Source organism: Megasphaera massiliensis (assembly GCF_036305205.1).
GTDB classification, from domain to species: domain Bacteria; phylum Bacillota; class Negativicutes; order Veillonellales; family Megasphaeraceae; genus Megasphaera; species Megasphaera massiliensis.
The window spans coordinates 44,748-71,226 of the sequence record NZ_JAXIXE010000038.1; the positions used below are offsets into that span (position 1 = coordinate 44,748).

Annotated in this window: 25 protein-coding genes and 1 tRNA gene; 24 read left to right on the plus strand and 2 right to left on the minus strand. The window is 51.8% G+C overall.

The features are described 5' to 3' along the window. The first annotated feature begins 9 nt into the window (after nucleotides 1-9). The 5 genes from smpB to UCI88_RS07990 all read left to right on the plus strand — a co-directional run bounded on the left by smpB (nucleotide 10) and on the right by UCI88_RS07990 (nucleotide 5,434). Nucleotides 10-483: an SsrA-binding protein SmpB gene (gene smpB / locus UCI88_RS07970; RefSeq protein WP_225069218.1), complete on the plus strand. Its 474-nt coding sequence runs from the start codon at nucleotides 10-12 to the stop codon at nucleotides 481-483. Between the two features lie 18 nt (nucleotides 484-501). Beyond that, the gene (locus UCI88_RS07975; RefSeq protein WP_044503535.1) at nucleotides 502-831 is read left to right on the plus strand and encodes a hypothetical protein; all 330 of its coding nucleotides are present in this window, start codon (nucleotides 502-504) and stop codon (nucleotides 829-831) included. A 31-nt stretch (nucleotides 832-862) separates the two neighbouring features. Then, entirely contained in the window at nucleotides 863-3,442 is a 2,580-nt protein-coding gene (polA, locus tag UCI88_RS07980) for a DNA polymerase I (RefSeq protein WP_256179373.1), read from the plus strand. A gap of 8 nt (nucleotides 3,443-3,450) precedes the next feature. Next, entirely contained in the window at nucleotides 3,451-4,275 is an 825-nt protein-coding gene (gene mutM / locus UCI88_RS07985) for a bifunctional DNA-formamidopyrimidine glycosylase/DNA-(apurinic or apyrimidinic site) lyase (RefSeq protein ID WP_256179372.1), read from the plus strand. A 325-nt stretch (nucleotides 4,276-4,600) separates the two neighbouring features. Further along, nucleotides 4,601-5,434 (plus strand): alpha/beta hydrolase, encoded by an 834-nt coding sequence (locus UCI88_RS07990; protein ID WP_256179371.1) that lies wholly within the window; start codon nucleotides 4,601-4,603, stop codon nucleotides 5,432-5,434. Nucleotides 5,435-5,564: 130 nt separating this feature from the next. Here the strand turns inward: UCI88_RS07990 and UCI88_RS07995 are convergent, their stop codons facing one another. Together UCI88_RS07995 and UCI88_RS08000 are read right to left on the minus strand one after the other, a co-directional pair. After that, entirely contained in the window at nucleotides 5,565-7,241 is a 1,677-nt protein-coding gene (locus UCI88_RS07995; RefSeq protein ID WP_256179370.1) for a glycosyltransferase family 39 protein, read from the minus strand. 94 nt (nucleotides 7,242-7,335) lie between these two features. Further along, nucleotides 7,336-8,235: a LysR family transcriptional regulator gene (locus tag UCI88_RS08000; RefSeq protein ID WP_044503539.1), complete on the minus strand. Its 900-nt coding sequence runs from the start codon at nucleotides 8,233-8,235 to the stop codon at nucleotides 7,336-7,338. A 194-nt stretch (nucleotides 8,236-8,429) separates the two neighbouring features. On the opposite strand from UCI88_RS08000, the gene UCI88_RS08005 reads away from it, so the two are divergent. The 19 genes from UCI88_RS08005 (at nucleotide 8,430) to recQ (ending at nucleotide 26,463) form a co-directional block, all read left to right on the plus strand. Further along, entirely contained in the window at nucleotides 8,430-9,275 is an 846-nt protein-coding gene (locus tag UCI88_RS08005) for an SDR family oxidoreductase (RefSeq protein WP_044503540.1), read from the plus strand. 181 nt (nucleotides 9,276-9,456) lie between these two features. Then, nucleotides 9,457-10,635 (plus strand): iron-containing alcohol dehydrogenase, encoded by a 1,179-nt coding sequence (locus tag UCI88_RS08010; protein ID WP_256179369.1) that lies wholly within the window; start codon nucleotides 9,457-9,459, stop codon nucleotides 10,633-10,635. Nucleotides 10,636-10,757: 122 nt separating this feature from the next. Continuing rightward, entirely contained in the window at nucleotides 10,758-11,681 is a 924-nt protein-coding gene (locus UCI88_RS08015; protein ID WP_256179368.1) for a hypothetical protein, read from the plus strand. Between the two features lie 113 nt (nucleotides 11,682-11,794). Then, nucleotides 11,795-12,403 (plus strand): dephospho-CoA kinase, encoded by a 609-nt coding sequence (gene coaE / locus UCI88_RS08020; RefSeq protein ID WP_256179367.1) that lies wholly within the window; start codon nucleotides 11,795-11,797, stop codon nucleotides 12,401-12,403. Nucleotides 12,404-12,412: 9 nt separating this feature from the next. After that, nucleotides 12,413-12,988, plus strand: a complete 576-nt coding sequence (locus tag UCI88_RS08025) for a lytic transglycosylase domain-containing protein (RefSeq protein ID WP_330024170.1) — start codon at nucleotides 12,413-12,415, stop codon at nucleotides 12,986-12,988. 5 nt (nucleotides 12,989-12,993) lie between these two features. Continuing rightward, a tRNA-Leu gene (locus tag UCI88_RS08030) sits at nucleotides 12,994-13,078 on the plus strand. A 9-nt stretch (nucleotides 13,079-13,087) separates the two neighbouring features. Then, nucleotides 13,088-13,783, plus strand: coding sequence for a hypothetical protein (locus UCI88_RS08035; protein ID WP_287769826.1), 696 nt, complete (start codon nucleotides 13,088-13,090; stop codon nucleotides 13,781-13,783). Nucleotides 13,784-13,896: 113 nt separating this feature from the next. Next, nucleotides 13,897-14,358, plus strand: coding sequence for a ribosome maturation factor RimP (locus tag UCI88_RS08040; protein ID WP_065360046.1), 462 nt, complete (start codon nucleotides 13,897-13,899; stop codon nucleotides 14,356-14,358). Nucleotides 14,359-14,372: 14 nt separating this feature from the next. Further along, nucleotides 14,373-15,518: a transcription termination factor NusA gene (gene nusA, locus UCI88_RS08045; RefSeq protein WP_065360030.1), complete on the plus strand. Its 1,146-nt coding sequence runs from the start codon at nucleotides 14,373-14,375 to the stop codon at nucleotides 15,516-15,518. Nucleotides 15,519-15,521: 3 nt separating this feature from the next. Then, a complete protein-coding gene (gene rnpM / locus UCI88_RS08050; protein WP_044503549.1) occupies nucleotides 15,522-15,782 on the plus strand; it encodes an RNase P modulator RnpM in 261 nt (86 codons plus the stop codon). Beyond that, nucleotides 15,779-16,084 (plus strand): L7Ae/L30e/S12e/Gadd45 family ribosomal protein, encoded by a 306-nt coding sequence (locus UCI88_RS08055; protein ID WP_044503550.1) that lies wholly within the window; start codon nucleotides 15,779-15,781, stop codon nucleotides 16,082-16,084. Before rnpM ends, UCI88_RS08055 begins: the two co-directional genes overlap by 4 nt. 14 nt (nucleotides 16,085-16,098) lie before the next feature. Next, entirely contained in the window at nucleotides 16,099-18,594 is a 2,496-nt protein-coding gene (gene infB / locus UCI88_RS08060) for a translation initiation factor IF-2 (protein ID WP_256179366.1), read from the plus strand. Between the two features lie 15 nt (nucleotides 18,595-18,609). Continuing rightward, nucleotides 18,610-18,957 (plus strand): 30S ribosome-binding factor RbfA, encoded by a 348-nt coding sequence (gene rbfA / locus UCI88_RS08065; protein ID WP_044503552.1) that lies wholly within the window; start codon nucleotides 18,610-18,612, stop codon nucleotides 18,955-18,957. Nucleotides 18,958-18,961: 4 nt separating this feature from the next. Continuing rightward, nucleotides 18,962-19,906 carry a DHH family phosphoesterase gene (locus tag UCI88_RS08070; RefSeq protein WP_256179365.1) on the plus strand — a complete coding sequence of 315 codons (945 nt, stop codon included), beginning with the start codon at nucleotides 18,962-18,964 and terminating at the stop codon, nucleotides 19,904-19,906. Next, nucleotides 19,903-20,784 (plus strand): tRNA pseudouridine(55) synthase TruB, encoded by an 882-nt coding sequence (truB, locus tag UCI88_RS08075; protein WP_256179364.1) that lies wholly within the window; start codon nucleotides 19,903-19,905, stop codon nucleotides 20,782-20,784. The genes UCI88_RS08070 and truB overlap by 4 nt, the downstream gene beginning before the upstream one ends. 11 nt (nucleotides 20,785-20,795) lie before the next feature. After that, nucleotides 20,796-21,734 carry a bifunctional riboflavin kinase/FAD synthetase gene (locus UCI88_RS08080; protein WP_256179363.1) on the plus strand — a complete coding sequence of 313 codons (939 nt, stop codon included), beginning with the start codon at nucleotides 20,796-20,798 and terminating at the stop codon, nucleotides 21,732-21,734. Nucleotides 21,735-21,908: 174 nt separating this feature from the next. Beyond that, entirely contained in the window at nucleotides 21,909-23,099 is a 1,191-nt protein-coding gene (locus UCI88_RS08085; protein ID WP_256179362.1) for an aminotransferase-like domain-containing protein, read from the plus strand. A 268-nt stretch (nucleotides 23,100-23,367) separates the two neighbouring features. Next, on the plus strand, nucleotides 23,368-24,555 hold the full coding sequence (locus UCI88_RS08090; protein ID WP_256179361.1) for an aminotransferase-like domain-containing protein: 1,188 nt from the start codon (nucleotides 23,368-23,370) through the stop codon (nucleotides 24,553-24,555). Nucleotides 24,556-24,639: 84 nt separating this feature from the next. Continuing rightward, a complete protein-coding gene (gene recQ, locus UCI88_RS08095) occupies nucleotides 24,640-26,463 on the plus strand; it encodes a DNA helicase RecQ (RefSeq protein WP_256179360.1) in 1,824 nt (607 codons plus the stop codon). Nucleotides 26,464-26,479 lie beyond the last annotated feature (16 nt).

Sequence of the window (26,479 nt, forward strand, 5' to 3'; positions counted from 1 at the left end):
GAATCACTAGTGTCAACATCACCGACTAAAGGTGTGAAATATATTTCGGATAACCGCAAGGCCCGTCACGATTATTTTATTCATGAAACGTATGAAGCCGGCATCGCCCTGACCGGTACAGAAGTCAAATCCCTGCGCCAGGGCAAGGTCAATTTGAAAGACAGCTTCTGCCGCATTGAAAACGGCGAAGTCCTGCTCTTAGGGATGCATATCAGCCCGTACGAACAGGGAAATCGCTTTAACCATGACCCGCTGCGGACGCGGAAGCTCTTGCTCCACAAGTATGAAATCATCAAATTGTTGGGCAAGATCCAGGAAAAAGGCTATACCCTCATTCCCCTCAATCTCTATTTTAAGAAGGGGAAGGTCAAGGTAACCGTGGCCTTAGCGACAGGGAAGAAACTGTACGATAAACGCCAGGCCTTGGCTGAAAAAGAAGCCAAACGCGATATTGAACGCCGTATGAAAAACAGAAATTACTAAAGATAGGAGTATTACGTTATGAATTCAGAAGATCCCAAAATTCTCTCGGATCACGAACGAGACAACTTCAGCGGACCGACCATTGATGAAGACGGTACGGTCCACGACCAGCAGTCCCTTTATGAAGAACGGCTGCGGGAACAGCAGAACGCGCAGCAGCAGCGAATCCATATCGTGACCAGCGGTCTGTCATGGCGCGTAAAATTAGCCATCGGCGTCATCGTCTTCTGCGTCGTCGCCGTCATCATCGGTGCCTTGGGACTCATCGTCATGGCCATGCCTTATCTGCTCGGCATCTTTGTCATCTACTGCCTGTACAGCATCCTGAGCTCCATCCTGCACCGCTAGACTATATATTAAAGAAAGGGCCAATTAGAGTATGAAAGAGAATATCGTCATCATCGACGGCAGCAGCCTGCTCTATCGGGCTTTTTTTGCCATTCCCCATCTGAGTGATCCTCAGGGACGGCCGACCAATGCCGTCTATGGTTTTTTGAATATGTTATTGAAGCTTTACAGCGAACTCGATCCGCAGTACGTCGCCGTCGCCTTCGACAAGGGAAAGTACACCTTCCGCAACGACTTGTATGACGGCTATAAGGCGACCCGTAAGGAAGCGCCCGACGACCTGCGCCCTCAGTTCGCCTTGATCCGCGAAGTCCTCGACTGCCTGGGTATCTCCGTCCTCGAACAGGAAGGCTATGAAGGGGATGACATCATCGGTACCCTTGCGAAAAACATGGCCGCTGAAGGCTATGCCGTCGACGTCGTTACCGGTGACCGCGATGCCCTCCAGTTAGTCACTGACGACGTTACAGTCTATCTGACCAAGAAGGGCATTACCCAGATGCTGGCTGTCACGCCGGCCGTTATGGAAGCAGAATACGGCTATACGCCGGCTCAGGTCATCGAAATGAAGGCCCTCATGGGCGATACGGCCGACAACATCCCCGGCGTCCCCGGTGTCGGCGAAAAAACGGCCTTGAAGCTCATCTCCCAATTCAGCAGCGTCGCCGGCGTCTATGAACACCTCGACGAGGTGAAAGGGAAGAAGCTTCAGGAAAAATTGGCCGACAATAAGGATAAGGCCCTCTTGTCCAAAGATTTGGCGACCATTCGCTGCGACCTCGACCTGACCTATACCATCGACCAGTTCCAGCCCCAGCCTCGTCAGGCTGACGTAGCTGAACTCTTTAAAAGCCTGGGCTTCCGCAATCTCTTGGAACGATTTGCCGCCTTTGACCGCTTTTCTCACCTCAGCACAGGAACGGAGTCCGAAGAAGCTGCAGTCACGGCCGTCGATGCGCCGCCGACTGAAAGCTTGAAGGGGAAAATCGTTGCCGTAGCCGCCGAATTTGACGATCATCAGCCCGTTCCGGGGATTACGGGCCTTGCCATGGCGACGGAAGAGGGGGCTTTTACCGTACCTCAGGGGGACTATGCAGCCTACCTCACCGTGTTGCCGGAAGCTAAAGCCGTCATTACGGCTGATGGAAAAAATCTTATCAAGGCCGTTTCCGCCGTGACTTCGGGTCGACTGCCTTTAAAGGACATCATCCTGGCAGCCTACCTTTTGGATCCGACGCGGACGTCTTACGGCCTGACCTATATTTCAGAAACCTTCGACGTCAGCCTTCAGGAACCGGCTGATGACGATGTGCAGCGGCTGGTCAGTGATGCCGCCTTTGCCCTTGCCGTTTGGCCGAAAGTTGAAGCACAACTGAAAGAAGGGAATCTGACCGACCTCTACGATTCCATCGAAGAACCTCTGGTCCGTACCCTGGCAGTCATGGAAATGAACGGCTTTACTGTCGATACGGAACGGCTCATGGCTATGAAGAGCGAGTTATCGACCCAGGCCGATGCCTTGGAAGAAGCTATTTACGACGACGCCGGCGAAACGTTTAACATCAGCTCACCGAAACAGCTCGGCGTCATCCTCTTTGAAAAATTGAAGCTGCCGGTCATTAAAAAGACCAAGACCGGTTATTCTACGGACAGTTCCGTCCTCGATGCCCTTTTAGATAAGCATCCCATGATTGATAAGATCCTCCGCTTCCGGGCCTTGAAGAAGCTCATCTCGACCTATCTCGACGGGCTGGAACCGCTCATTTCTTCGGAAACAGGACGTATCCATACCCATTTCAACCAAATGGTGACGGCAACGGGCCGTCTCAGCAGTTCCGATCCCAACTTGCAGAATATCCCCATCCGGACTGAACAGGGCCGCAAGATACGGTCCATCTTCATTCCCGGCAAGGGCTATGACTATATCGTATCGGGCGACTACTCGCAGATTGAGCTGCGCCTTTTGGCTCATCTCTCTCAGGACCCGACCATGATCGACGGCTTCCAGAAAGGGCAGGATATCCACCGCCGGACGGCGTCGGAAGTCTTCGGCATTCCCTGGGATGAAGTTACGCCGGAAGAACGGTCTCACGCCAAGGCCGTCAACTTCGGCATCATTTACGGCATCAGTGACTTCGGCCTGGCTCGTAACATTTCCATTTCCCGTCAGAAAGCTAAGGATTATATCGATTCCTACTTTGCCCGCTACAGTACGATTCACGATTATATGAACGGCCTCATCGAATCGGCGAAACAGAGCGGTATGGCCGTCACCATGTTCGGACGCCGCCGGGCCCTGCCGGACATCAACAGCAAGAATTTCACGCGCCGTTCCTTTGCCGAACGGACGGCCATGAACACGCCCATCCAAGGCAGTGCCGCCGACATCATCAAGTTGGCTATGAACGCCGTCCAAGATGAGCTGGAAAAGCGGAAGCTGAAAAGCAAGCTCTTGGTCCAAGTCCATGACGAACTGGTCTTAGAAGTGCCGGCTGGCGAAAAAGAGGAAATTGAAAAACTTTTAAAAGATACGATGGAACACATCGTCGACCTTTCCGTTCCCCTCGTCGTAGACATTCACAGCGGCGCTAACTGGGAAGAAGCGAAGTAGGTGAGTTTATGCCGGAATTGCCGGAAGTAGAAACGATACGCTCCTTCATCGAAAAGAAGGTACAGCACAAGGTCATCACGGCCGTCGACGTATCCCTGCCGCGGCTCATCCGCAATACGACGGCAGAAAATTTCGTTTCGTCCCTGACCGGAACGGAAATCGAAGGCGTCAGCCGCCGTGGAAAATACCTTTTTCTCCGCTGCAGCGGCCCTTGGTCGGTCTTGGTGCACCTTCGGATGACGGGCAGCCTCCTCTATGAAGCTATGCCTGGAGAGTATGCCGGACGGGCCGTTCACGTCGTCTTTTCTCTGACGGAAGGCCGACTCCTGTATCGCGATATCCGAACCTTGGGCTGTTTATGGCTCGTACCGACAGAAGGACCGACGGGGATCAAAGGCTATGACAACCTCGGTCCCGATGCCATCAGTCCGGCTTTTACAGCAGAGGGCTTGTATCGTTTCTTAAAGGAAACGCGCCGGCCGGTAAAGACGGTCCTTCTCGACCAGACCAAGGTGGCCGGCATCGGCAATATTTACGTCGACGAAGCCCTGTTCCGCGCCGGAATCCGTCCCCTGCGCCGAGGCTGTAAGGTTACGAAAAAAGAAGCGGTGAAACTCCATGAGGCTATCACGGCTGTTCTCCAAGAAGGCCTCGCACACGGCGGTACGACGATACGGAATTTCATCAGCGGCAATGGCAAAGAAGGGCAGAACCAGGAAAACCTCCGCGTCTACGGCCGCGAAGGGACGCCGTGTACGGTCTGCGGCACGACTATTGAATACGTAAAACTAAACGGCCGCGGCACCCATTACTGCCCGACATGCCAGAAGTGAGGAGCCGGCTTAACGCTAGATGTCATTCACATACAAAAGGGAGTTGTCTTTTTAGACGGCTCTCTTTTTTCGTGACGGAGTGTCTTTCTTGCACGTATCCTTTCTCGATTCGCTTGGCCCGTTGGGGCGTTGCGGGATTGAGACATGTCGACGGATTCCATCGGCATACGGCATTGAGGGTGTGTGGCGTACTTCGTTGGAGGGTCGTTTTTCAGTATTGGAATTTCATTATCTTTAATATGTAATTATTGACATGATTGCGGAGAGGCGGTACAATGATAATACAATATCAGATGGTAGTATCCTATCGTTAGGAGGTTTTGTTATGCGTCATTTTAAACGACTGTTGGGCCTTTCTTTACTGACCTTGGGCCTCTTCTCTATGGGGACCGGTGTCGGTGCCGCTCAGTCCCAAGACGTCACCATTGACGGCGATCACGGAAAACTGTCGGCTGTCCTTCAGCGGCCTGACGGAAAGAGCGAATATCCTTTAGTCATCATCATGCACGGCTTCATGGGGAATAAGGAGCGGCCCCTTCTGACGAAACTCGCCGATGACTTAGAAAAAGACGGCATTGCGTCCATCCGCTTCGATTTTAACGGTCATGGGAAGAGCGAAGGACGATTCCAAGATATGACCGTCCTCAACGAAATCGAAGACACCAAAGCCGTCTATGACTATGCCGGTAAGCTTCCCGGCGTGACGGGAATCGCCCTGGCCGGTCACTCTCAAGGCGGCGTCGTTGCCAGTATGACGGCCGGCGAACTGGGGACACAGAAGGTGAAAGCCCTGGCCCTCATGGCGCCGGCCGCCGTCCTTCGGGAGGATGCCATTCGCGGCCAGCTTTTTGGGATTCACTACGATCCCCTCAATCCGTCGGAAACCATCAAGGTACGGGATTATCAGGTCGGAGCCAACTATGTCAAAACGGCTCAGACCCTTCCCATTTATGAAACGGCGTCCCAGTATCAGGGCCCGGCCTACATGATCCACGGCACGGGTGACGTCATTGCCCCTTATACGTACAGCCAGCGTTATCAGCGCATCTACTTTAACGGCCAACTCCATCTCATCGACGGCGAAGACCATGTCTTCAGTCACGATACAGACGGGGCAGCCCGGGCGGTTGCCGATTTTTTCAAAGAACAACTGACATAGAATCCTTGCCTCGGGATTTTCACCGATAAGAAAACCAGCACCATGGCGATGGTTGTCGTCATGGTGCTGGTTTTTGTGTATCTTGTTGTTTAGCGGATTATTTCAAGTATCGATGCTGCGATACAGCTCTTTATCGAGCCGCGTCCTGAGCGGCAGGGCCGTTTAAGAGAACCGTGTAGTCTTCGTCGGTAATGCGCCGAGCCGGAGGTGTTCCGACGACGCGCAGGGCTTCTTCCAAGTATTTCTTTTCGACGACGATGACGGCCGGCTTATCGCTGTTCCAGAGGGCATACAATTCGTTGCTGCCATAGTACATGCCCGTCCGCTCCGTGTGATGGATGCCGAAGTTCAATTCGCCCATGAAGTTGCCCGTGGCAATGGGACGGTCGAGGTAATAGACCAGGCCCGGGATGAAGTAGCCGTACATGATGATGGGCGTACTGTCCGGTACGTTCAGCTTTTTAATATCCTGACTGACCGTATAGGCCGTCTGGTGGTCGTGGATCTGGCCTTGAATCTGATGGGCACCGAGGCCGAAGCCATAGGCCATGATGGTGAGGATGACGAACACCGAAAGGAAGCTTCGCCGCTTGTGCCACGACCAGGCTGCGGCTGCCGTCCCGATGAGGAGGGAGGCGATGAGCAGGCCGCCGTGACTGAAGAAGTCGGCAATCGTCAGAAAATCGGTGTGCATGAGGTAGACGACGCCGGCTGCCGTAAAGAGGAGGCAGAGCAGGGAGTTGATGAGGAAACTGTGGCCGAGCCAGGATTTTTCGCGGCGGCACCGTTCCAGGGAAGCTGCCAAGAGGACCGATAAGGGCAGCCAGCAGGGCAGGATATACGTCGGCAGTTTGGAATCGGAAATGCTGTAAAAGACGTAGATCAGGCCGGCCCACAAGGACAGGAGGATGAGATCCTGTTTGTGACGCAGCGTGCCCGGCGCGCGGAAGATGCCTTTTTTACTGAAAAAGGTCGCCAGAAAGCCCGTCCAGGGCATGAGACCGGCAATGAGGACCGGGACGAAGTAGTACCAAGGATGGAAGCGTTCGTGCATCTTGGTGGCAAAGCGAAGGAAGTGTTCGCGGATGAAGAAGAAATAGAAGAAATCCGGGTTGGCTTTCGATACGAGGTAGTACCAAGGGACGGAAATCGCCAGGAAGAGCAGGATTCCGGGCACGTAGAAAAGTTTTAAAAAGAGCCGCGGCCGCCGCGTGCACAGGGCATACCAAAAGAGGATGCCCACGGGAAAGGCGATGGCAATGAGCCCCTTGGTCAGCATGCCAAGCCCCATGGAAGCATAGAAGAGGAGGAGATATTTCTTCTCTTCCGTCCTTTCAAAGAGATAAAAGGTGACCAGGCAGGCGTCGACGAAAAAGGTCAGGGCCATGTCGAGGACTCCGATGGAGGCGACGATGAGCTGGAGTGCCGACGTAGCCAGGATGATGGCGGCCATGAGGCCCGTTCGTCCGTTGTACATGGTTCGGCCCAGGACGTAGGCTAAGATGACGTTTCCAAAACCGGTCAAGGCCGGCAGGACGCGGCCTGTAAATTCCTTAAAGCCGAAGAGTTTCATAGCCAGGGCCGTCACCCAATACTGGAAGATCGGTTTTTCAAAGTAGGGCATGTAATTGAAATGGGGTGTCAGATAGTCGCCGGACAGGACCATTTCCATGGGAATACGATGGTAGCGGCCCTCGTCGAGCTCGATGAGATGGTACGAGTCGATGTGGGCGAAGTAGAGAAAAGCGGCGGCCAGCAGGAAAAAAACGAATACCAGGCGCCGGTGGTGCCGTAAGGCAGAAAGCATAAGATCCCTCCTAATGGTAATGATACTTTATGGTACAGAGACAGCTTAAACAATTCATAAATAGAACGACAACGTTACGTATATTTTGGCGGGGTTACCCTTTTTGGTACTCCTTAATCCGCTGGTGGAGCAGGCGGGCAAATTCCTCGACGTAGTAGGTACTGTTGTCCTTATGCCAAAAGAGACAGTAATGGCGCATCATGGGACTGCCGCCTCGATAGAGGGGCAGACAGCGCGAGGCCGTGCCCGACGGCGGCGTCGGTGAAAAACTTTCCAAAGGCAGATAGCCGCGGTTGCCGGCCACGAGGAGCCGTGCTTCTTCGATGGTACGGGCAAAGAGAAAATTATCGGCAAAGCCCAGGGTCTCGGTATAATAGGCAGCTTCTGACGCTTCCTGATTTTCCGCCGTGACCAGGATGCAGGGGAAGCGCTTCACGTCTTCCAAGGTAAGGAATTCCTGTTGACTCCGGGGATTCTGACGAGATATCTCGGCATAGACCGTACCCTTTATGAGAATGTCATTTTCGTATAAGTCGGAAAAGGCCCGGCGCTGGTCGCTGAGAACCAAGTCGGCTTTTCGCGTACGCAGTTCCCAGTACAGGGATTCGTGAGTTCCATTGAAGATATGGATGGTCACTTCCGGGTAATCAGCAGAAAATGCGGCAATCGTTTCATAGAGCTCGCTGCCGACGTAGTTGTTCAGATAGCCGATAGATAGGTGCAGCTCTTTATCTTCGCCTTGCCTGCGGGTTTCCGCCTTGAACGCTTCGATTTCTTGAAGCAGTTCCTTTCCGTGGCGGTAGAAATAGTCACCGGCCGGCGTCAGGGAAAAATGCCGATGATGGCGAATCAATAAAGGAACGCCTAAGTCCTCTTCGAGGGCCTTGATCTGCTGCGATACGGCAGATTGGGAAATTTCCAAGGCATAGGAGGCTTCGGTAAAGCTCTTGGCGTCGACGACGGCCATGAAGTATTTCATTTGGCGAAACAGCATGGACTCACTCCTTTCTTTTGAAACGTTACTGCTATTATACCGTAGTTTTGACATAAGTAAAACTAATGGAACGCCTTTTGATTTCGAATTGTGTTAAATGGACGAATTCGGTACAATACCAATGTCGACAGGAACCAGCATCCTGCCACTATCCATGATTTATCATGTATTGTATATATAGGAGGAATCTCTCGATGAATGCAAATGAAAAGGAAGTCGTCGTCTTAGTCGGTTCCGGCCAGATCGGCCAGGCCATTGCCCGCCGCGTCGGAAGCGGCCGTCACATCGTCTTGGCCGATGTGAATCAGGGACAGGCTGACCGGGCGGCTGCAGTTTTAGAAAATACAGGCTTTAAAACGAGCACTCTGGCCGTTGACATTTCGTCGCGCTCGTCCATTTTGGCCCTCATCGATCATGCCAAGCAGTTCGGCGCCATTAAGTTTCTCATCAATGCCGCCGGCGTATCGCCGTCTCAGGCATCGATCGAAACGATCTTGAAAGTAGACCTCTACGGCACGGCGGTCCTGTTGGAAGAATTCGGCAAGGTCATCGAAGCCGGCGGTTCGGGTATCATCATTTCGTCCCAGTCCGGCCATCGATTGGGCGCCTTGTCTCAGGAAGAAACGGATCAACTGGCCCTGACGCCGACGGAAGGACTGTTGGACCTGCCCTTTCTCAAAACCATCACAGATACGTTGAAGGCCTATCAGTATTCAAAGCGCTGCAACGTCCTGCGGGTCATGGCCGAAGCCACGAACTGGGGGAAACGAGGCGCGACGGTCAATTCCATCAGCCCGGGTATCGTCATTACGCCCCTGGCTAAGGACGAACTGAACGGTCCGCGTAAAGACGGCTACCGCAAGATGCTGTCCCTCAGCCCGGCCGGCCGCGCCGGTACGCCCGATGAAATCGGTGACTTGGCGGAATTTCTCATGAGCCACAAAGGCCGTTTCATCTCCGGCAGCGACATCCTCATCGACGGCGGTACGACGGCTTCGTACTGGTTCGGTGATTTGCAGTATTTGAAAGAGACACACTGATATTTTTTCGATAAAGCCTGATATCAAAGCACGGCTGCTTGACAGACAGTCGTGCTTTTTTTGCGGCCTGTTTTGCATTGTCGTATAGGAAAGGGATGTATTAAGATTTTGAAAAAGGGATTCTGCCGGGGGCGGCGAATTACATATATATAGAATCATTCTTTAAGAAGGGAGTTTTACGATGAACGATTTCGTATTTCAAAATAAAACAAAAATTTACTTTGGGAAAGATCAATTAACCCACCTCGGTGAAGAAGCGGCGGCTTTTGGCAAAAAAGTCCTCCTCGTCTATGGCAGCGGATCCATTAAACGCATCGGCCTTTACGATAAGGTCATCGATGTTTTGACCAAAGCCGGCATGACCATTTCCGAACTGGGCGGTGTCGAACCGAATCCGCGCCATACGACGGTCAATAAGGGCGTCAAGATTTGCCGGGAAGAAGGCATCGATGTCATCCTGGCTGTCGGCGGCGGTTCGACCATCGACGCTTCGAAAGTCATGGCAGCCACGGTAGCCGCCGATACAGACGACTGCTGGGATTTGGTCATGAAGAAGGTCGTAAGTCCGAAGGCCCTGCCCCTCATGACGGTCCTGACCATCGCTGCTACGGGGTCTGAAATGAATGCCGGCGCCGTCATCAGTAACGTCGATACGAAGGATAAGCTGCCGTACTTTTCGCCGGCTGTCCAGCCTGCCGTATCCTTCCTCGACCCGACCAACACCTTCAGCGTGCCGGCTTACCAGACGGCTTCCGGAAGCGTCGATATCATGGCCCATATCTTTGATATGGTGTACTTTTCAAGACAGCCTCGGATGGACATGATCTACCGCGTCCAGGACGAAGTGCTGAAAACCGTCGTGAAATTTGCTCCCATTGCCCTTAAGGAACCGGATAACTACGAAGCCCGAGCCAACCTCATGTGGGCGTCGACGTGGGCCCTCAACGGCTTTTTGGCCGGCGGCGTTTCTCAGATGACGTCGTGCCACCGCATGGAACACGAACTGTCCGCCGTCTACGACATTACCCATGGTCACGGCCTGGCCATCCTCATCCCGCGTTGGCTCAAATATGTCATGAACGATGACAATGCTTGGCAGATTAAGCGTCTGGGAACCAACGTCTTTGGCCTCGACGACAGCCTGTCCGATCGAGAAGGGGCTGAAAAGGCTATCGAAGCCTTGTCGGATTTCTTCTTTAAGACCTTAGGTCTCGACAGCCGCCTGTCTGACCTCGGCATCGACGATAAACACTTCCGTGATATGGCCGAAAACGCCTGCAAACAACTCGGTGGAACCCTCCACGGCTTCATCGACCTCACGCCCGACGACATCGTAAAGATTTACGAAATGTGCCTCTAAGATATACGAATAAGAATTATAAATCAGGTTATTGCGACAAATTAAATCTAATGAAAGCATAGCTGTATTTTGCAGCTATGCTTTTAATTTGAAGCATAAGGAAAGGACGTTGATGCATACAAATGGATTTTATAGCCCATATCGTTAATGCAGTGCTCGATAATTCTTCTACAATCGCTGCGATTTGTTCAGCATTAACAGCCGTTTTTATGTATCGCTTTAATAGAGGGCAAGCCGAGAAGGCGTTCAAAAGTAATTTATATAGTACGATGGTACAGCTTTCCGGCTTTGTTAATTACGTACAGTATTTATATGAGTTTCACAGTGCACTGACTGATGCCCATGTCCATGGAATTGCCCAACAAATCATGCATGTCAATAAGGACATCATAGATACGACACAATCTTTTTATTTCAATGATATGTTTTCTTTGGCAGTGAAATGTAAAGTGAATGGTTTTTTAGAATGCTACATGGGATGGAAAGCATTTAAGCCTGTTGAATATGGGGAGATTTTCTTAGAAACGAAGAACATATATGTCTTACAACAAGAGGCTTTAGAAACATTAAAGTGTATTAAAGAGGAATATAAAAATAACTCAAAAATCACTGATATAATGAATGAAATGATGGTTAATTATGATGGTCTCGTGACCCACTGCGAAAAGAGTAATCATAGAATAAAATATATAGGAGAAAATTTGAACTTTATATTTCATGCAACGCCATTACTAGACAGTTTGGCACAATCTGTTAATACAGAGATATTGAACAGGCAAGAAATTTATTCTTTGGTCATAGAGAAATGTTTTCGGATTTTTTTGACTGATGATATCGATAATGAAAGATATCACGGTGTGACTGAATTTTTATTTTACTCTGAAATTATTGAATTTAGTATTAAGACAGGGCAGGGGATAAAACTAGTTAATGCAGCAGGAGAAGATATGTCATATAGGAAGGTATATGATTTTTTCCATACCTTCATTTTTAAAGAGTACGAACGAAGAATGGATGAAAAGAATGGAAAACATGGTAATCAATAAAAGCAAGTTTACGGCATGCTGCCCTTTTATTAAAGAAACACAAGGCGGCGTTGGACAGAAGATCATTCTATCAGTATAATAGAAGTATATTGCACGGAGAGGGAGAGATTTTTATGCTTCATATCGGATTGACCGGCGGCATTGCGTCGGGGAAGAGTACCGTTGTGACCATGCTCAGAGAGTATGGTGCCGGCATCGTCGATTGCGACGTCATCGCTCATGACGTTGTCCTGCCGGGGACGAAGGGCCTTGCCGCCGTTGCCGCTGCTTTTGGGCCTAAGGCTCTTTGTGAGGACGGTTCTATGGACCGGGCCTATATCGGCAGTTTGGTCTTTCAAGATAAGGAGAAAAAGGCAAAACTCGAAGGCCTGCTGTTTCCCCTCATCCATGACGGCATCGAACGAGAAATCCGAAAAATCGAAGAAGATAAAAAAAATCCGGTCATCTTTCTTGACATGCCTTTACTTTATGAGATAAAATACAATTCGTACGTTGACGAAACATGGCTCGTATACGTCGATCCGAAGACTCAGCTTTTGCGGCTGATGAAGCGCAACGGGTATTCGGAAGAAGAGGCGTTGGCGCGGATTCACGCCCAGCTTCCCATCGACGAGAAACGGTCTTTGGCACAGGTTGTCATCGATAATAACGGGTCGCCTGAAGCGACGCGGGCACAAGTGAAAGCCGCTTGGCAGGACTTGATGGACCGCATTGAAATGTAGGGAAAAGACGTGAGAAAAAAGGGAAGTACCAAAGGGACAATCATCATAGCAGCACTGTTGCTTTTCTTTTCGGCATCGTATTTCTATTCATGGAAAGACGATGTCATGCGCAAGTTCGTCTATCCCCTTCAGTACGATTATCTCGTTCGGCAGTATACTTATGAAACCAAGATCGACCCGGCCCTGGTGGCCTCCGTCATCTTAGTTGAGAGCAAATTCGACGAACGGGCTTCGTCTCAACCCGGCGCCCATGGCCTGATGCAGGTCATGCCCGATACGGCCCAATGGATTGCCGATGAGATGGGAATGACTGACTACACGCCGGATAAACTCAGTGACGTCCGTACCAACATAAGGCTGGGAACATGGTATCTCGCTTATCTTTTGAAAGAGTATGATGGGAATCAAATACTGGCTCTGGCTGCGTATAATGCCGGTCGGGGACACGTCGATTCTTGGGTCCGGGAATATGGCTGGACAAAAGATTTTCAAGAAATTGAAAAAATACCCTTTTCAGAAACGCGGGAATATGTTAGAATAGTTTTGTTGAACGAAAAGCACTACAAGCAGCTTTATGATTTTTAAGTTATGCGGTTGTGGCGGAATGGCAGACGCGCTGTCTTCAGGCGGCAGTGATCTTCGATCGTGCGGGTTCAACTCCCGCCAACCGCACCATTCATTACTATGGATAACACATTGATTGAAACACTCAAACAATGGAATATCATGACTGTTCTCCCACTTACGGTGGGAGATTTTCAGTTATTGGAAGAATATCGCATGGTTGAAAAAGACGGCAACCCCGTCGAATATCGCCTGTTCACTTATGAAAATAAGGAGAACGGCTGGACTGTGCGGGCTATCTTCAATCCCGAATCGGAAGAATACGCCGTTCGGGTCGATATCGGCATGTTGGAATTTGCCCTTATCGAATTTATCACCGGGTCCTTCGACGCCTTTCGTAAAATGGTGGAAGAGCGGCTGGCCCGGATCATTCATGATTCCTATGTGGAACGCAGGAAAAACTTCGGTGTCATTCTGAAAAACAAGGGACTACCCGACCTTTCCTGGGATGACTTTCTGCCTGAATCGTACGACGGGTTTCGGCGGCTTATCAAGCCGGACGAGGCCGTTCGCATCATCAACGGCTCTTATATGATCTTATCCTATTACGATAAGGCATCGCGAAGCGGGCTGTCCTTGATGTACAACGTCCTGCGCGACGATTTCTTTGCCGAACGGCGGGTGCAGAACTTCCCTAATCTGGTCCACGACTTCGATACGTCGACGTTGCGGGAATTGGAAGCAGCCTTGCGCAAGCGGTTACTTCCGGTCCTCGATGATATCGGTGCCGACCGGGACAAGTCGTTGTCAGAATGACCAGACAGTGGTATACTAAAAGTAATTTAGATGTTTCGATGCGAAGAGTGGGTGAGAGCCCACTCTTAACTTTTACCTAACAGAAATTTTTTGAGGACAGGCTGGTGAATACGATGAGACGTGAACACATTGAAGATTTGATTGCTAAAGAAGTAGAAACGATTATTGCGGGATCTGATATCGAGTTAGTCGATGTCGAATACGTGCGTGAGCGGGACTGGTACTTGCGCGTGTTTATCGATAAAGAAGGCGGCGTCGACCTGGAAGACTGCCAGGCTGTCAGTGAAAAACTGAGCCGGGTCCTCGATGAAAAGGATCCGATTCGCGAAAATTATCTCCTCGAAGTATCGTCGCCCGGACTGGACCGCATCTTGCGGAAGGATAAAGACTTTATCCGCTATGCCGGCCGATCGGTTGATATTCATTTTTTCAAAGCTTGGAACGGCGTCAAGGATGTGACGGCTGAACTGGTCAAAAAGACGGCAGACGATAAGCTCGTCGTTCTGATCGATGGGGAGGAACACGAGATAGACAGGAAAGAAATATCGCAAGTCCGTTTGCATATTGATTTTTAGTGGAGGTTATTACCGTGAATAAAGAATTGCTCAATGCTATTGCTTACTTATCCAAAGAGAAAGGCGTATCTTCGGATGTCATCTGCGACTCTCTGGAAGCCGTCTTGATTACGGCTTACAAAAAGGAGCCCGATGCCAATCCGACGGCAGAAGTTACCTTGGACCGCACGACCGGGGATTACCAGATCCGGGCTGCCAAGACCGTCGTCGATGACGTCGAAGATGAAAACATCGAAATTTCTCTCGATAAGGCACGGCTCATCGATCCCGGCTATGAAGTCGGCGACATCGTCAACGTCGATGTCACACCGGCCAACTTCGGCCGCATCGCCGCCCAGGCTGCCAAACAAGTCATGATTCAGCGCCTGCGTGAAGCCGAACGCAATATCGTCTATGATGAATTTTCCGACCGCATGGATGACATCATTACGGGAATCATCCAGCGTATCGAAAATAAGAGCGTCTATGTCGATCTCGGGAAAGCCGAAGCCATCCTGCCGGCGTCGGAACAGATTCCGACGGAAACCTACACCGTAGGCCAACGCATCAAATGCTACGTCGTCGAAGTTCGCAAGACGACGAAAGGCGCTCAGATCCTCGTATCCCGGACCCATCCGGGCCTGCTCAAGCGCCTCTTTGAATTGGAAGTACCGGAAATTTACGAAGGCGTCGTCGAACTGAAATCCGTAGCCCGCGAACCGGGCCGCCGTTCTAAAGTCGCCGTCTATTCCCGCGATGAAAACGTCGATTCCGTCGGCGCCTGTGTCGGTCCTAAAGGCGTTCGCGTCCAGAACATCGTTTCGGAACTGCAGAACGAAAAGATCGACATCGTCAAATGGGATGAAGATCCGGCCGTCTATATTGCCAATGCCCTCAGCCCGGCTCAGGTCATTTCGGTTACCGTCGACGAAGCTGAAAAATCTTCGGGCGTCGTCGTTCCCGACTATCAATTGTCCCTGGCTATCGGCAAAGCCGGCCAGAATGCCCGTTTGGCAGCGAAATTGACTAACTGGAAAATCGACATCAAGAGCGAAAGCCAGGCAGCTGAATCTTTCGACGAAGAGGCTCCGGAAACGGCAGAAGCCGACGACTTGGACGTCCTCAGCGAAATGGCCCTGCCTTCAGATGACGATACGACCGTACCGACGGAAGGAGAATAAACGATGAAGACCCGAAAAACTCCGATGCGCGTCTGTGCCGGCTGTCAGGAACTCAAGAGCAAGAAAGAGATGATCCGCGTCGTCCGCACGCCGGAAGGTACGGTCGAAATCGACAAGACCGGCAAGAAGTCCGGCCGCGGCGTCTATCTTTGCCCGGACAGCGAATGCCTCGAAAAAGCGTATAAAGAGCATCGCCTGGAGCGGTCGTTAAAGACCAAGGTATCGAATGATATTTATGAAGCATTGAGAAAGGACCTGTTGTGAGCGACAAAATCCTCAATCTCTTAGGCCTTGCCTGCCGGGCCGGTAAGACCGTCTGCGGTGATGGAGCCGCACAGAAAACATTGAAAAAAAAGAGCGTACCTTTACTGTTTCTCGCAGCCGACGGCGGCAATGACAACGTCACCAAATACCGCCGCCTGGCCGAAAGAAAAGGGATCGCCGTCATTGATACATATACAAAAGATGAATTAGGAAGCGCTGTCGGCAAAGCCCAGAACGTTATCGTTCTGGTCGACGATAAAGGATTTGCGGCAGCCATAGAGAAAGCGAAGCGTGATATATAGAAGGGGGTAACTAGATGACGAAACGATTATACGAAGTCGCGAAAGAATACGGCGTTTCTACGACAATCGTTAGAAAGACGTTAGAAGATCATCAGATTAAAGCCGGTAATTTTACCAGCATCGATGATAAGATGAAGGGCATCCTCGACGCAGCCTTTAAAAGGGGTCCCAAGGGAGATGCCAAGGCAGACCGCAAACCGGAAAGGAAGCCGGAAAGGAAGCCGGAAAGCAGACCGGAAAGAAAAACGGAAAAGAAACAGGAACATAAAACGACAGGGGAAGGAAATAGCCGAACAGTGAACGAAACGAGCCGACAGAATAAAAACAGAAAACAGAGCAACCCGCGCAGACAGAACAATCAGGGAACGCAGAATACCCAGAACCAGAATGCCAAACGCCAACAGGGGCAGCAAGGTCAACAGGGCCATAACGCTAAAAATGCCCAGGCCGGTCAAAAGCAGGGTGCTTCCCGCCAGCATCAGAGCGGCAATAAAGGCGGCCAGCAGAACCGTCAGGGCGGCGATACGAAACGTACCCGCTACTTCGGCAACTCCCAGCAGGGCGGAAACGAAGGCGCTAACCGCAGCGGCGGCAACAATAAGAACAACAATCGCCGCGGCGGCCAGCAGAACCGCAACAACCGCAATAACGGCGGCAGCCGTCCGCATACGCTCTTGTCCAACGTATTAAACAAGGGCAAGCATAAAAACAAGCGGAATCAGAAAAATCAGGCTCCTGTCGCGGCTGAAATGCCGAAGAAGAACTATCCGACGTCGGTTGAACTGCCGGAAACGATCATCGTTAAAGATTTCGCAGAACGGCTGGGCCGCGATGTCGGTGAAGTCATGAAGAAGCTCCTCATGGGAGGTATCATGGCGACAATCAACCAGGAACTCGACTTTGATACGGCCTCTTTGATTGCCGATGAATTCGGCGTCACCGTTACCATGGAAGCTCCGCCGGAAGATCCGACGGAAATCGAAGAAATCATCGATGCCCCGGAAACCCTGAAAACCCGTCCGCCTGTCGTTACCATCATGGGTCACGTTGACCACGGTAAAACGAGCCTTCTCGACGCCATCCGTCAGACCAATGTCACCAGCCACGAAGCCGGCGGCATTACCCAGCACATCGGGGCTTACCAGGTCCGTTACGAAGGCAAGAAGATCACCTTCATGGATACGCCGGGCCACGAAGCCTTTACGGCTATGCGTGCCCGCGGCGCTCAGGTTACAGATATTGCCGTCCTCGTCGTCGCTGCAGACGACGGCGTCATGCCTCAGACGATTGAATCCATCAACCATGCCAAATCGGCAGGCGTACCGGTCATCGTCGCCATCAATAAGATCGATAAAGAAAGTGCCAATCCGGAACACGTCATGCAGCAGCTGACCGAATACGGCCTCATCAGTGAAGACTGGGGCGGCGATACCATCATGGTTCCCGTTTCGGCCCATAAGAAAATCGGTCTCGACGAACTCCTCGAAAACATCCTCGTCTTGGCAGAAGTACAGGATCTTAAAGCGAACCCGAACCGTCCGGCCCAAGGCGTCGTCATCGAAGCCAAACTCGATAAGGGCCGCGGTCCTGTCGCATCCGTCCTCATCCAGAAAGGGACTCTTCGCGTCGGCGATACGATCATCGTCGGTACGGCCTTCGGGAAAGTTCGTGCCATGAACAACGAACGGGGCGAACGGGTCAAGAAAGCTGAACCGTCCCTGCCTGTCGAAATCCTCGGCCTCAATGACGTACCGGAAGCCGGCGACATCTTGAACGTAACCGACGAAAAAACGGCTCGTTCCGTTGCTGAAAAACGAATGGAAAAGAAACGTTCGTCCGAACTCCACGTCAATGCCAAGGTTACCCTCGACGACTTGTTCAACCAGATCCAGCAAGGGGAATTGAAGGAACTGCCGCTTATCATCAAGGGCGACGTCCAAGGTTCCGTCGAAGCTCTCAGCCAGTCCTTAATGGGCATCAAGAGCGACGAAGTCCGCATTGCCATCGTCCACTCCGGCGTCGGCGCCATCAACGAATCGGATATCATGCTGGCTTCGGCTTCGAACGCCCTCATCATCGGCTTTAACGTCCGTCCCGATGCGGCTGCCCGTAAAATGGCCGAACACGAAAAGGTCGACATGCGGATGTACCGCGTCATTTACGACGCCATTAACGACGTCGAAGCGGCTATCAAGGGCATGCTCGAAAAGAAATACGAAGAAAAGATTATCGGCCGTGCCGAAGTCCGTAAAGTCATTACGACGCCGAAGGTCATCGTCGGCGGCTCCTATGTCAAGGAAGGGAAGATCACCAGCACGTCTAAGATCCGCCTGATCCGTAACGGCATCGTCGTTCACGAAGGCGAAATCGACGGCCTGCGCCGCTTTAAAGATGACGTCAAGGAAGTCGCTTCGGGCTACGAATGCGGCGTTACCCTTGAAAAGTACCGCGACATCAAGGAAGGCGACGAAATCGAAGCCTACGAAATGGTCGAAGTCGAACCCGAATAAAGGAGGGGACATTCGATGGGAGAATTACGAGTACGAAAAATCCAGGAATTTATTAAACAGGAAGTATCGAAGATGCTCCTGAATGAATTAAAAGATCCGCGCATCGGTTTCGTCACCGTTACCGATGCCCGCATCACCGGCGACTTGCGCGACGCGACGATTTACGTCAGCCTCTTTGGCGACGACGAAGCGAAAAAAAAGACCTTAGAGGCCTTGAAACGCGCCACCGGCTATATTCGGACGGAAGTCGGAAAACGCCTCGGCATCCGCTATTCGCCGTCCATTGTATTTAAAGAAGATACGTCCCTTGACTATGGGATGAAAATCGATAAGATTCTGCACGACATTGAAAAGAAGGACTGATGACATGAATTGCTCCGCCCAGGAAATCTATACCCTCCTTCACCACTATGACCACATTTTGGTGACGGCCCATGTCAGTCCTGACGGCGATGCCTTAGGGAGCGTCTTGGCTTTGTGGCATTGGTTGAAATCAGAAGGGAAGGATGCCGTCATGGTCATCGACGATGACATTGACGACCGCTATAACTTCCTCGATGGCTTGTCGGCTATTTGCCGGCCCGACCAGGTCAAAACCGATGCCTCGTGGCTGACGGTCGTCCTCGATGCGACAGGTTTAGGACGGATCGGTAAGACAGCTGACCTCGTCTGCGGCAAGGTTTTGAACCTCGATCATCACGTCTCGAATGAGCATTTTGCCCAGTGGGAATATTTTAAGCCCGACTATGCGGCGACGGGAGAAATCCTGACCTACCTCTTTGACCAGTGGCATATCACGTGGTCTCCGGCCATAGCCGATGCCCTCTATACGGCCATCGCCACAGACTGCGGCTTCTTCAAGTTTAACAACACGACGGGCCATACCCTGCGCATGGCAGCCATCCTCGTCGACAACGGTGCGCAGCCCGACGTCATTTCAGACCATCTCGACGCTCGGTCACTCAACAAGCTCCGGGCCTTGTCGAAGGTTCTCGATCAGCTGGAACTCTTTGCCGACGGCCGCATTTCCTGCCTGTCCTACACGCCGGAACTCCTTTCCGTCATCGGCGAGCACACGGGCATCTATATCGACTATGCCCGCCGCATCAAGGGCGCTGAAGTGGCCTTTACGGTAAAATACATCGGCCCTGAAGAAACGCGGGTCAGCCTGCGCTCGAAAGGCATCGACGTCAATGCTGTGGCCGCTTCTTTCGGCGGCGGCGGGCACATTCGGGCTGCCGGCTGTACCATCGAAAAGCCTTTAGATGAAGCTAAGGCGATCATCGTAAAGGAAATTGAAAAGCGCTTATGATACATGGAATCATTAATGTACTGAAGCCGACGGGAATGTCGAGCCACGACGTCATCGGCTGCCTGCGGCGCATTTACGGCATGAAGAAGATGGGCCACGCCGGTACCCTCGACCCCTTGGCAGCCGGTGTCCTGCCGGTCTATGCCGGGCAGGCGACGCGCCTCATCGAATACGGCGACAGCGACGTCAAGTCCTACCATGCCGAATTCGTCCTGGGGCTGGCAACCGATACCGAAGACAGTACGGGGACGGTCGTCGAACGGATGCCGGTTCCGGATCTTTCCGAAGCAGATGTCCGCCGCGTCCTGTCCTCTTTCTGCGGCGATATCGAACAAGCGCCGTCGAAGTATTCGGCCATTAACGTCAACGGCGTCAAGGCCTATAAATTGGCCCGCCAGGACCGGGATTTCACCTTGCCTGTGCGGCAGGTGACAATCCACAGTCTGGAACTCCTGTCCTTTGACGGCCGGCGCGGTACCTTTGCCGTGACTTGCTCTAAGGGAACCTATGTCCGATCCCTCATCCGCGATTTGGGGACGGCCCTTGGGACCTGCGCCTGCATGACCTATCTTGTCCGAACCCGGGCCGGTCTGTTTACCATTGAAGAAGCAGCGACCTTAGAAATGTTGGAACAAGATCCTGCGTCTTATGTCCTTCCGGCCGACATGGCCATTCACGATATAAGGCGGGCTAACTGCTCGACCAAGCAGTGTGATTTTCTCCTTCAGGGGCGGCCTGTGCCCTTTGCCGGGCCGAACCTCACCGATGGAGACGTGCTGCGTGTCTATGGCCCTGACGGGCGATTGATGGGCATCGTCCGCTACGATGAACAGCACCATATCCTGCGTCCCCATAAGATGTTTGCAGACGGATTGTGAGGTAACTAACGATGGAAATATTCCACTCCTTTCAGGAAATAACCGGCTTTACGGGCGCCGTCGTGGCCCTCGGGACCTTTGACGGCATCCATAAAGGCCATCAGATGGTCATGAAGACAGCCATCAAGCGGGCTGCAGCCGGCGGTGTGAAAACCATGGTGGTCACCTTCACGGCTCATCCCATGTCGGTCTTATGCCCGGAAAAAGAACCGCTTCGCTTGGCGACAATCGCCCAAAAGGCAGAGTACATCGAAGCCGTCGGCATCGACGGCTTGGTCCTCCTGCCCATGAGTGAAGGGCTCTTGCGTGAATCGCCGGAGGAATTTTGTCAGAATCTCGTGACTTATATTCATCCGTCGGTCATCGTCGTCGGCTCCAACTTTACGTACGGAGCTAAGGCGGCCGGCAATACGGACACGATGAAAGCCTTCATGGCGGACTACGCTATTCCCGTCGAAGCCCTGACTCTGCTCGAACGGCCCGGCGGTACGACACCCATTAGCAGCACCGTCATCCGAAGACTTATTCAAATGGGCCACATGGAGACAGCTGAAAACCTTCTGGGCCGCCCCTTTGCCTTGACCGGGACCATCGTACCCGGTGACCACCGCGGCCGGACCATCGGCTTTGCTACGGCCAATATGCTCATTCCCATCAACATGGCCATTCCGCCGGACGGCGTCTATGTGACCGAACTGTGGTGGGATGGGGAAGGGCACCCGGCCATGACCAATATCGGCGACAACCCGACCTTTGAGAACCAGTACCGCCGCATCGAGACCCACGTCCTCGACTGGGATAAGGATCTTTACGGCAAGAACGTCAGTCTGCGTTTTCGAAAGCGCCTGCGCGGTGAAGAAGTCTTTGCCTCGGCAGACGACCTCATCGCCCAGATGAAAGAAGACGAAAAGGCGACGCAGCAGTTTTTTGCAGCTGATAAAAATGAATAAAAACCGTTAACAGGAAAAGGTTTTGCTTACGAATTTCTTAATTCGAGCAACTTTTCCTGTTTTTTTTCATAAAAAATGTAGAATAACACACTCTGAAGTGGTATAATAAAAACCATTACGACGGGTTGTTATACGTCGTATCGAAAGCAAGTCAATAGATAGGAGTGAAGTTTTATGGTAATGTTTTCTGAAGAAGCAAAAAGTTTGCACGCATCTGACATCCGTGAAATCCTGAAAGTCACTGAAAATCCGGAAATTATTTCCTTTGCCGGCGGTCTTCCGGCTCCGGAATTATTCCCGATTGACGAAATGATGAAGGTGGACGTGGAAATTTTGAAGAAAGAAGGGCGTCAGGCCGTGCAGTACAGCACGACGGAAGGCTACATTCCGCTGCGCAAACAGATTGCTGCCCGCATGAAATCGTCCTTTAATACGGACTGCACCTATGAAGACATTATCATTACCGCCGGCTCTCAGCAGGGCCTGTCTCTTCTCGGCCAACTCTTTTTGAACGAAGGCGACGTCGTCCTCGTTGAAAGCCCGACCTACATGGGCGCTACGACCGCCTTTGCCGTCAATTTCCCCCAGTTCGTCGAAGTCGAAACGGACGACAAGGGCATGGTACCGGAAGCCTTGGAAAAGGCTATTGAAAAGTACGGCGACCGCGTACGCCTGATGTACGTCATCCCGGAATTCCAGAACCCGACGGGTATCACCTGGCCTCTGGAACGGCGCAAAGCCGTCATGGATATCATGAATAAACATGATATCCCGGTCATCGAAGACGATCCGTACGGCGAACTCCGCTATGAAGGCCAGACCATGCCGACCTTGAAATCGATGGATACCAAGGGCAACGTCATCTTCCTCGGTTCCTTCTCGAAAATCTTCATGCCGGGCCTTCGTATCGGCTGGATGGTCGCTCATCATGACATCCTTGAAAAAGCGGTCATGCTGAAACAGACCGTCGACCTCCAGTCTTCGTCCTTTGCTCAGCGCCAGGCTTCGTACTACATCGACATGTACGACCTCGACGCTCACGTCGCCAAGATCCGCGAACTCTACGGCAAACGCCGCACCTTGATGTACGATTCGATGAAAAAATACTTCCCTCAGGGCCTTTCCTTTACCTATCCGGAAGGCGGCCTGTTCACTTGGGTTACCCTTCCCGAAAACATCGATGCCAAGGCCATCATGCCGGAAGTCATCGAAAAGAAAGTCGCTTATGTCCCGGGCGGAGCCTTCTATCCTAACGGCGGCAACGGCAATCACTTCCGCTTGAACTACTCCAATATGCCGGAAGACCGCATCGTCGAAGGCATTAAACGCTTAGCTGAAGTTTTGAAAGAAAAGATGGGAAAATAATTAAACTTTGCAGGAAATGAGACGCTCTCTCCCGAGGGCGTCTTTTCTTTTTTTATTTTTTTTAAAAATTTTTTACATGAATTACTTAATATTTTATGGAGTTTACTTTTGGTATTATCAGTAATTGACCATAATACCCACGAATTTATAGGTTTGCATAAATGAGAATGTAGCTATGACATAAACGTTTAATTGCATAAAAGTAATTTAAATGATACTATATAAACATAGATATGCGCTATGCACAATTATGAAGGAGTGAGTGAATATGCAATTTTCCAACTTAGCTATGAATTTGAAAGCCTCTGAAATCCGTGAACTCTTGAAACTGACGACCATGCCGGAAATTATTTCCTTCGCTGGCGGCCTGCCGGCTCCGGAACTGTTCCCGACAGAAGATCTCAAAAAAGTTGACGAAGCTGTATTGACCAAAGAAGGCCAGGCAGCCCTGCAGTACGGCACGACCGAAGGTTACACGCCCCTTCGCGAACAGATCGCAGGCCGCATGAAAAAATCCTTCATGGTCGACTGCACCCCTGAAAACATCGTCATCACGTCCGGCTCCCAGCAGGGTCTGTCCCTCTTGGCTCAGATTTTCCTCAACCCCGGTGACGTCGTTCTCGTAGAAAGCCCGACCTACCTCGGCGCTATTAACGCTTTTAAACTCTGTGGTCCTGAATTTGTCGAAGTTCCGACGGACGACAAAGGCATCATCCCGGAAGAACTCGAAAAAATCTTGGCAAAATACGGCGACCGCGTCCGCATGATGTATGTTATTCCTGAATTCCAGAACCCGACGGGCATTACCTGGCCGATGGAACGCCGCAAAGCTTTCATGGACATCATCAACCGCTATGACTTCCCGGTTCTCGAAGACGATCCGTACGGCGAACTCCGTTTCGACGGCGACAAAGTTCCGTCCCTCAAATCGATGGATACCAAGGGCAACATCATCTTCCTCGGCTCCTTCTCGAAGATCCTCATGCCGGGCCTGCGTATTGCCTGGATGGTTGCTGATCCGGTCATCATTGATAAAGTCGTTAAGCTGAAACAGGCCGTCGACCTCCAGTCCTCGTCCTTCGGTCAGCGCCAGACTTCCTTCTTCATCGATATGTACGATCTCGATGATCACGTTGCAAAGATCAAAGAATTGTACAAAAAACGCCGCGATCTCATGTGCGATTCGATGAAAGAATACTTCCCTGAAGGCATCACCTTTACATACCCTGAAGGCGGCCTGTTCACGTGGGTAACGTTGCCCGAAGGCATGGATGCGAAAGAACTCATGCCTAAAGTCCTAGCGAAAAACGTTGCCTACGTGCCGGGCGGTCCGTTCTACCCGCATGGCGGCAATGCTAACCACTTCCGCCTCAACTACTCCAACATGCCGGAAGAACGCATCGTAGAAGGTATCAAACGCTTAGCTGAAGTACTGAAAGAAGAATTGGCAAAATAAGCCTAAAAATGATATGATATAAGGGAGCTGTCGCTTTGCGGCAGCTCCCTTTGTACGTTCACTCAAGGAAGGATGCCTTGTTTCATGCTTCAAATTGAATCATTGTTAAAACAGTATTTTGGCTATTCGTCATTCCGGCCGGGCCAGCACGAAGTCATTCAGACCCTGCTCGACGGCCGCGATTGCCTGGCAATCATGCCGACCGGGGCGGGGAAGTCGATCTGCTTCCAGCTTCCGGCCCTGATGATGCCCGGCGTGACCTTAGTCATTTCACCGCTCATTTCCCTGATGAAAGACCAGGTAGACAGTCTGGTCAATCAGGAAATACCGGCGACATATATCAACAGCCAGTGTACCTTTGAAGAAGTGAAGGCCCGCTTTGCTGCCATCCGTGCCGGCCGCATCAAGCTGGTCTATATCTCGCCGGAAAGACTGGAGAATCAGTTCTTTACGGCTTTCATGCAGACCCTGCCCATTTCCATGTTCATCATCGACGAAGCCCACTGCGTCTCTCAATGGGGCCATGATTTTAGGCCCAGTTACTGCACCGTCCGCGACTGGATCGCAGCCCTTCCCAAGCGGCCTGTCGTCGGGGCTTTTACGGCGACGGCGACGGAAAAGGTCAAGCACGACATGATGTCCCTCTTAGGCCTTCAAAAGGAACGCATTTTTATCGGCGGCTTCGACCGGCCCAACCTCTATTTCCGCGTCGTTCATGCCAAGGCTAAGATGGAGTTCACCTTGTCCTACATTGCCAAGCATAAAGAGGACAGCGGGATCATCTATGCGGCGACGCGCAAGGAAGTCGACCGCATCTGTGATGAACTGAATCGGCGGGGCATCAAGGCCGGCCGTTACCATGCCGGTCTCAGCGACGAGATGCGCCGTTCCATGCAGGAAGCCTTTACCTACGATAAAATCCAGGTCATCGTAGCGACCAACGCCTTCGGCATGGGCATCGACAAGAGCAATGTCCGCTACGTCATCCATTACCAGATGCCGAAAAACATCGAAAGTTACTACCAGGAAGCCGGCAGAGCCGGCCGCGACGGGGCACCGGGGGACTGTATCCTCCTCTTTAACCGCCAGGATATCATGATCCAGAAATTCCTCATCGAGCAATCGACTCGCGACGCCAAACAGCAGGAGGTCGAATTCCGCCTGCTCCATGCCATGGTTCGCTACTGTGAAGGCAACCACTGCCTGCGCCATTATATTCTGTCGTATTTTGGTGAGCATCCGTCGTGGGAGCACTGCGATAAATGCGGCAATTGTGACCAGGAAACGGTCGAAGAGGACATGACCGAACAGGTGCGCAGCATCTGCCTCTGCGTCGACGAACTGAAAGGGCGCTTTGGCCTGACCATGGTGTCCGACATCCTGAAAGGGAGTCAGAATGCTAAGATTCGCCGCTATGGCTTTGACCGCAATGCCGTCTTCGGCATGCTCGGTAATTTTTCCCTGTCCGAAGTTCGCGATATGGTGCGCCAGTGCATCGACGACGGCTATCTCGAGCAGTCTGACGGAAAGTATCCCGTCGTCTCCCTGACGGCAGACGGAAGGCAGGCGATGGGGGGCCATAAACGCATCGTTCAGCAGAAACGAGTCGTTGAAGAGATTCCGGCGGCCATTCCCAAACGCCGGCAAAAACGCAGTGCCGGGACCTTTGACGAAGAGACCCTGCGCCCCTTGTTCGACACCCTGCGGGCCGTTCGCCGCGACTTAGCCAAGGACGAAAACATTCCGCCCTTCGTCATTTTTTCCGATGCCACCTTGTGGGATATGGCAGCCCTTAAGCCGAGCAGCCTCGACGCCATGGGTGACATCAAGGGCGTCGGCAGTTTTAAATTGCATAAATATGGCCGCAGTTTCATCAGCGCCATTCAGTCTTATATGAATAATCAGTAATTTTGAGGTGATACTA

Excerpts from the sequence above, each read along its gene's own strand:
- UCI88_RS07975 (WP_044503535.1), top strand. The coding sequence starts at position 502 with ATGAATTCAGAAGATCCCAAAATTCTCTCGGATCACGAACGAGACAAC.
- polA (WP_256179373.1), top strand. The coding sequence starts at position 863 with ATGAAAGAGAATATCGTCATCATCGACGGCAGCAGCCTGCTCTATCGG.
- mutM (WP_256179372.1), top strand. The coding sequence starts at position 3,451 with ATGCCGGAATTGCCGGAAGTAGAAACGATACGCTCCTTCATCGAAAAG.
- UCI88_RS07990 (WP_256179371.1), top strand. The coding sequence starts at position 4,601 with ATGCGTCATTTTAAACGACTGTTGGGCCTTTCTTTACTGACCTTGGGC.
- UCI88_RS07995 (WP_256179370.1), bottom strand. The coding sequence starts at position 7,241 with ATGCTTTCTGCCTTACGGCACCACCGGCGCCTGGTATTCGTTTTTTTC.
- UCI88_RS08000 (WP_044503539.1), bottom strand. The coding sequence starts at position 8,235 with ATGCTGTTTCGCCAAATGAAATACTTCATGGCCGTCGTCGACGCCAAG.
- UCI88_RS08005 (WP_044503540.1), top strand. The coding sequence starts at position 8,430 with ATGAATGCAAATGAAAAGGAAGTCGTCGTCTTAGTCGGTTCCGGCCAG.
- UCI88_RS08010 (WP_256179369.1), top strand. The coding sequence starts at position 9,457 with ATGAACGATTTCGTATTTCAAAATAAAACAAAAATTTACTTTGGGAAA.
- UCI88_RS08015 (WP_256179368.1), top strand. The coding sequence starts at position 10,758 with ATGGATTTTATAGCCCATATCGTTAATGCAGTGCTCGATAATTCTTCT.
- coaE (WP_256179367.1), top strand. The coding sequence starts at position 11,795 with ATGCTTCATATCGGATTGACCGGCGGCATTGCGTCGGGGAAGAGTACC.
- UCI88_RS08035 (WP_287769826.1), top strand. The coding sequence starts at position 13,088 with ATGGATAACACATTGATTGAAACACTCAAACAATGGAATATCATGACT.
- UCI88_RS08040 (WP_065360046.1), top strand. The coding sequence starts at position 13,897 with ATGAGACGTGAACACATTGAAGATTTGATTGCTAAAGAAGTAGAAACG.
- rnpM (WP_044503549.1), top strand. The coding sequence starts at position 15,522 with ATGAAGACCCGAAAAACTCCGATGCGCGTCTGTGCCGGCTGTCAGGAA.
- infB (WP_256179366.1), top strand. The coding sequence starts at position 16,099 with ATGACGAAACGATTATACGAAGTCGCGAAAGAATACGGCGTTTCTACG.
- rbfA (WP_044503552.1), top strand. The coding sequence starts at position 18,610 with ATGGGAGAATTACGAGTACGAAAAATCCAGGAATTTATTAAACAGGAA.
- UCI88_RS08070 (WP_256179365.1), top strand. The coding sequence starts at position 18,962 with ATGAATTGCTCCGCCCAGGAAATCTATACCCTCCTTCACCACTATGAC.
- truB (WP_256179364.1), top strand. The coding sequence starts at position 19,903 with ATGATACATGGAATCATTAATGTACTGAAGCCGACGGGAATGTCGAGC.
- UCI88_RS08080 (WP_256179363.1), top strand. The coding sequence starts at position 20,796 with ATGGAAATATTCCACTCCTTTCAGGAAATAACCGGCTTTACGGGCGCC.
- UCI88_RS08085 (WP_256179362.1), top strand. The coding sequence starts at position 21,909 with ATGGTAATGTTTTCTGAAGAAGCAAAAAGTTTGCACGCATCTGACATC.
- UCI88_RS08090 (WP_256179361.1), top strand. The coding sequence starts at position 23,368 with ATGCAATTTTCCAACTTAGCTATGAATTTGAAAGCCTCTGAAATCCGT.
- recQ (WP_256179360.1), top strand. The coding sequence starts at position 24,640 with ATGCTTCAAATTGAATCATTGTTAAAACAGTATTTTGGCTATTCGTCA.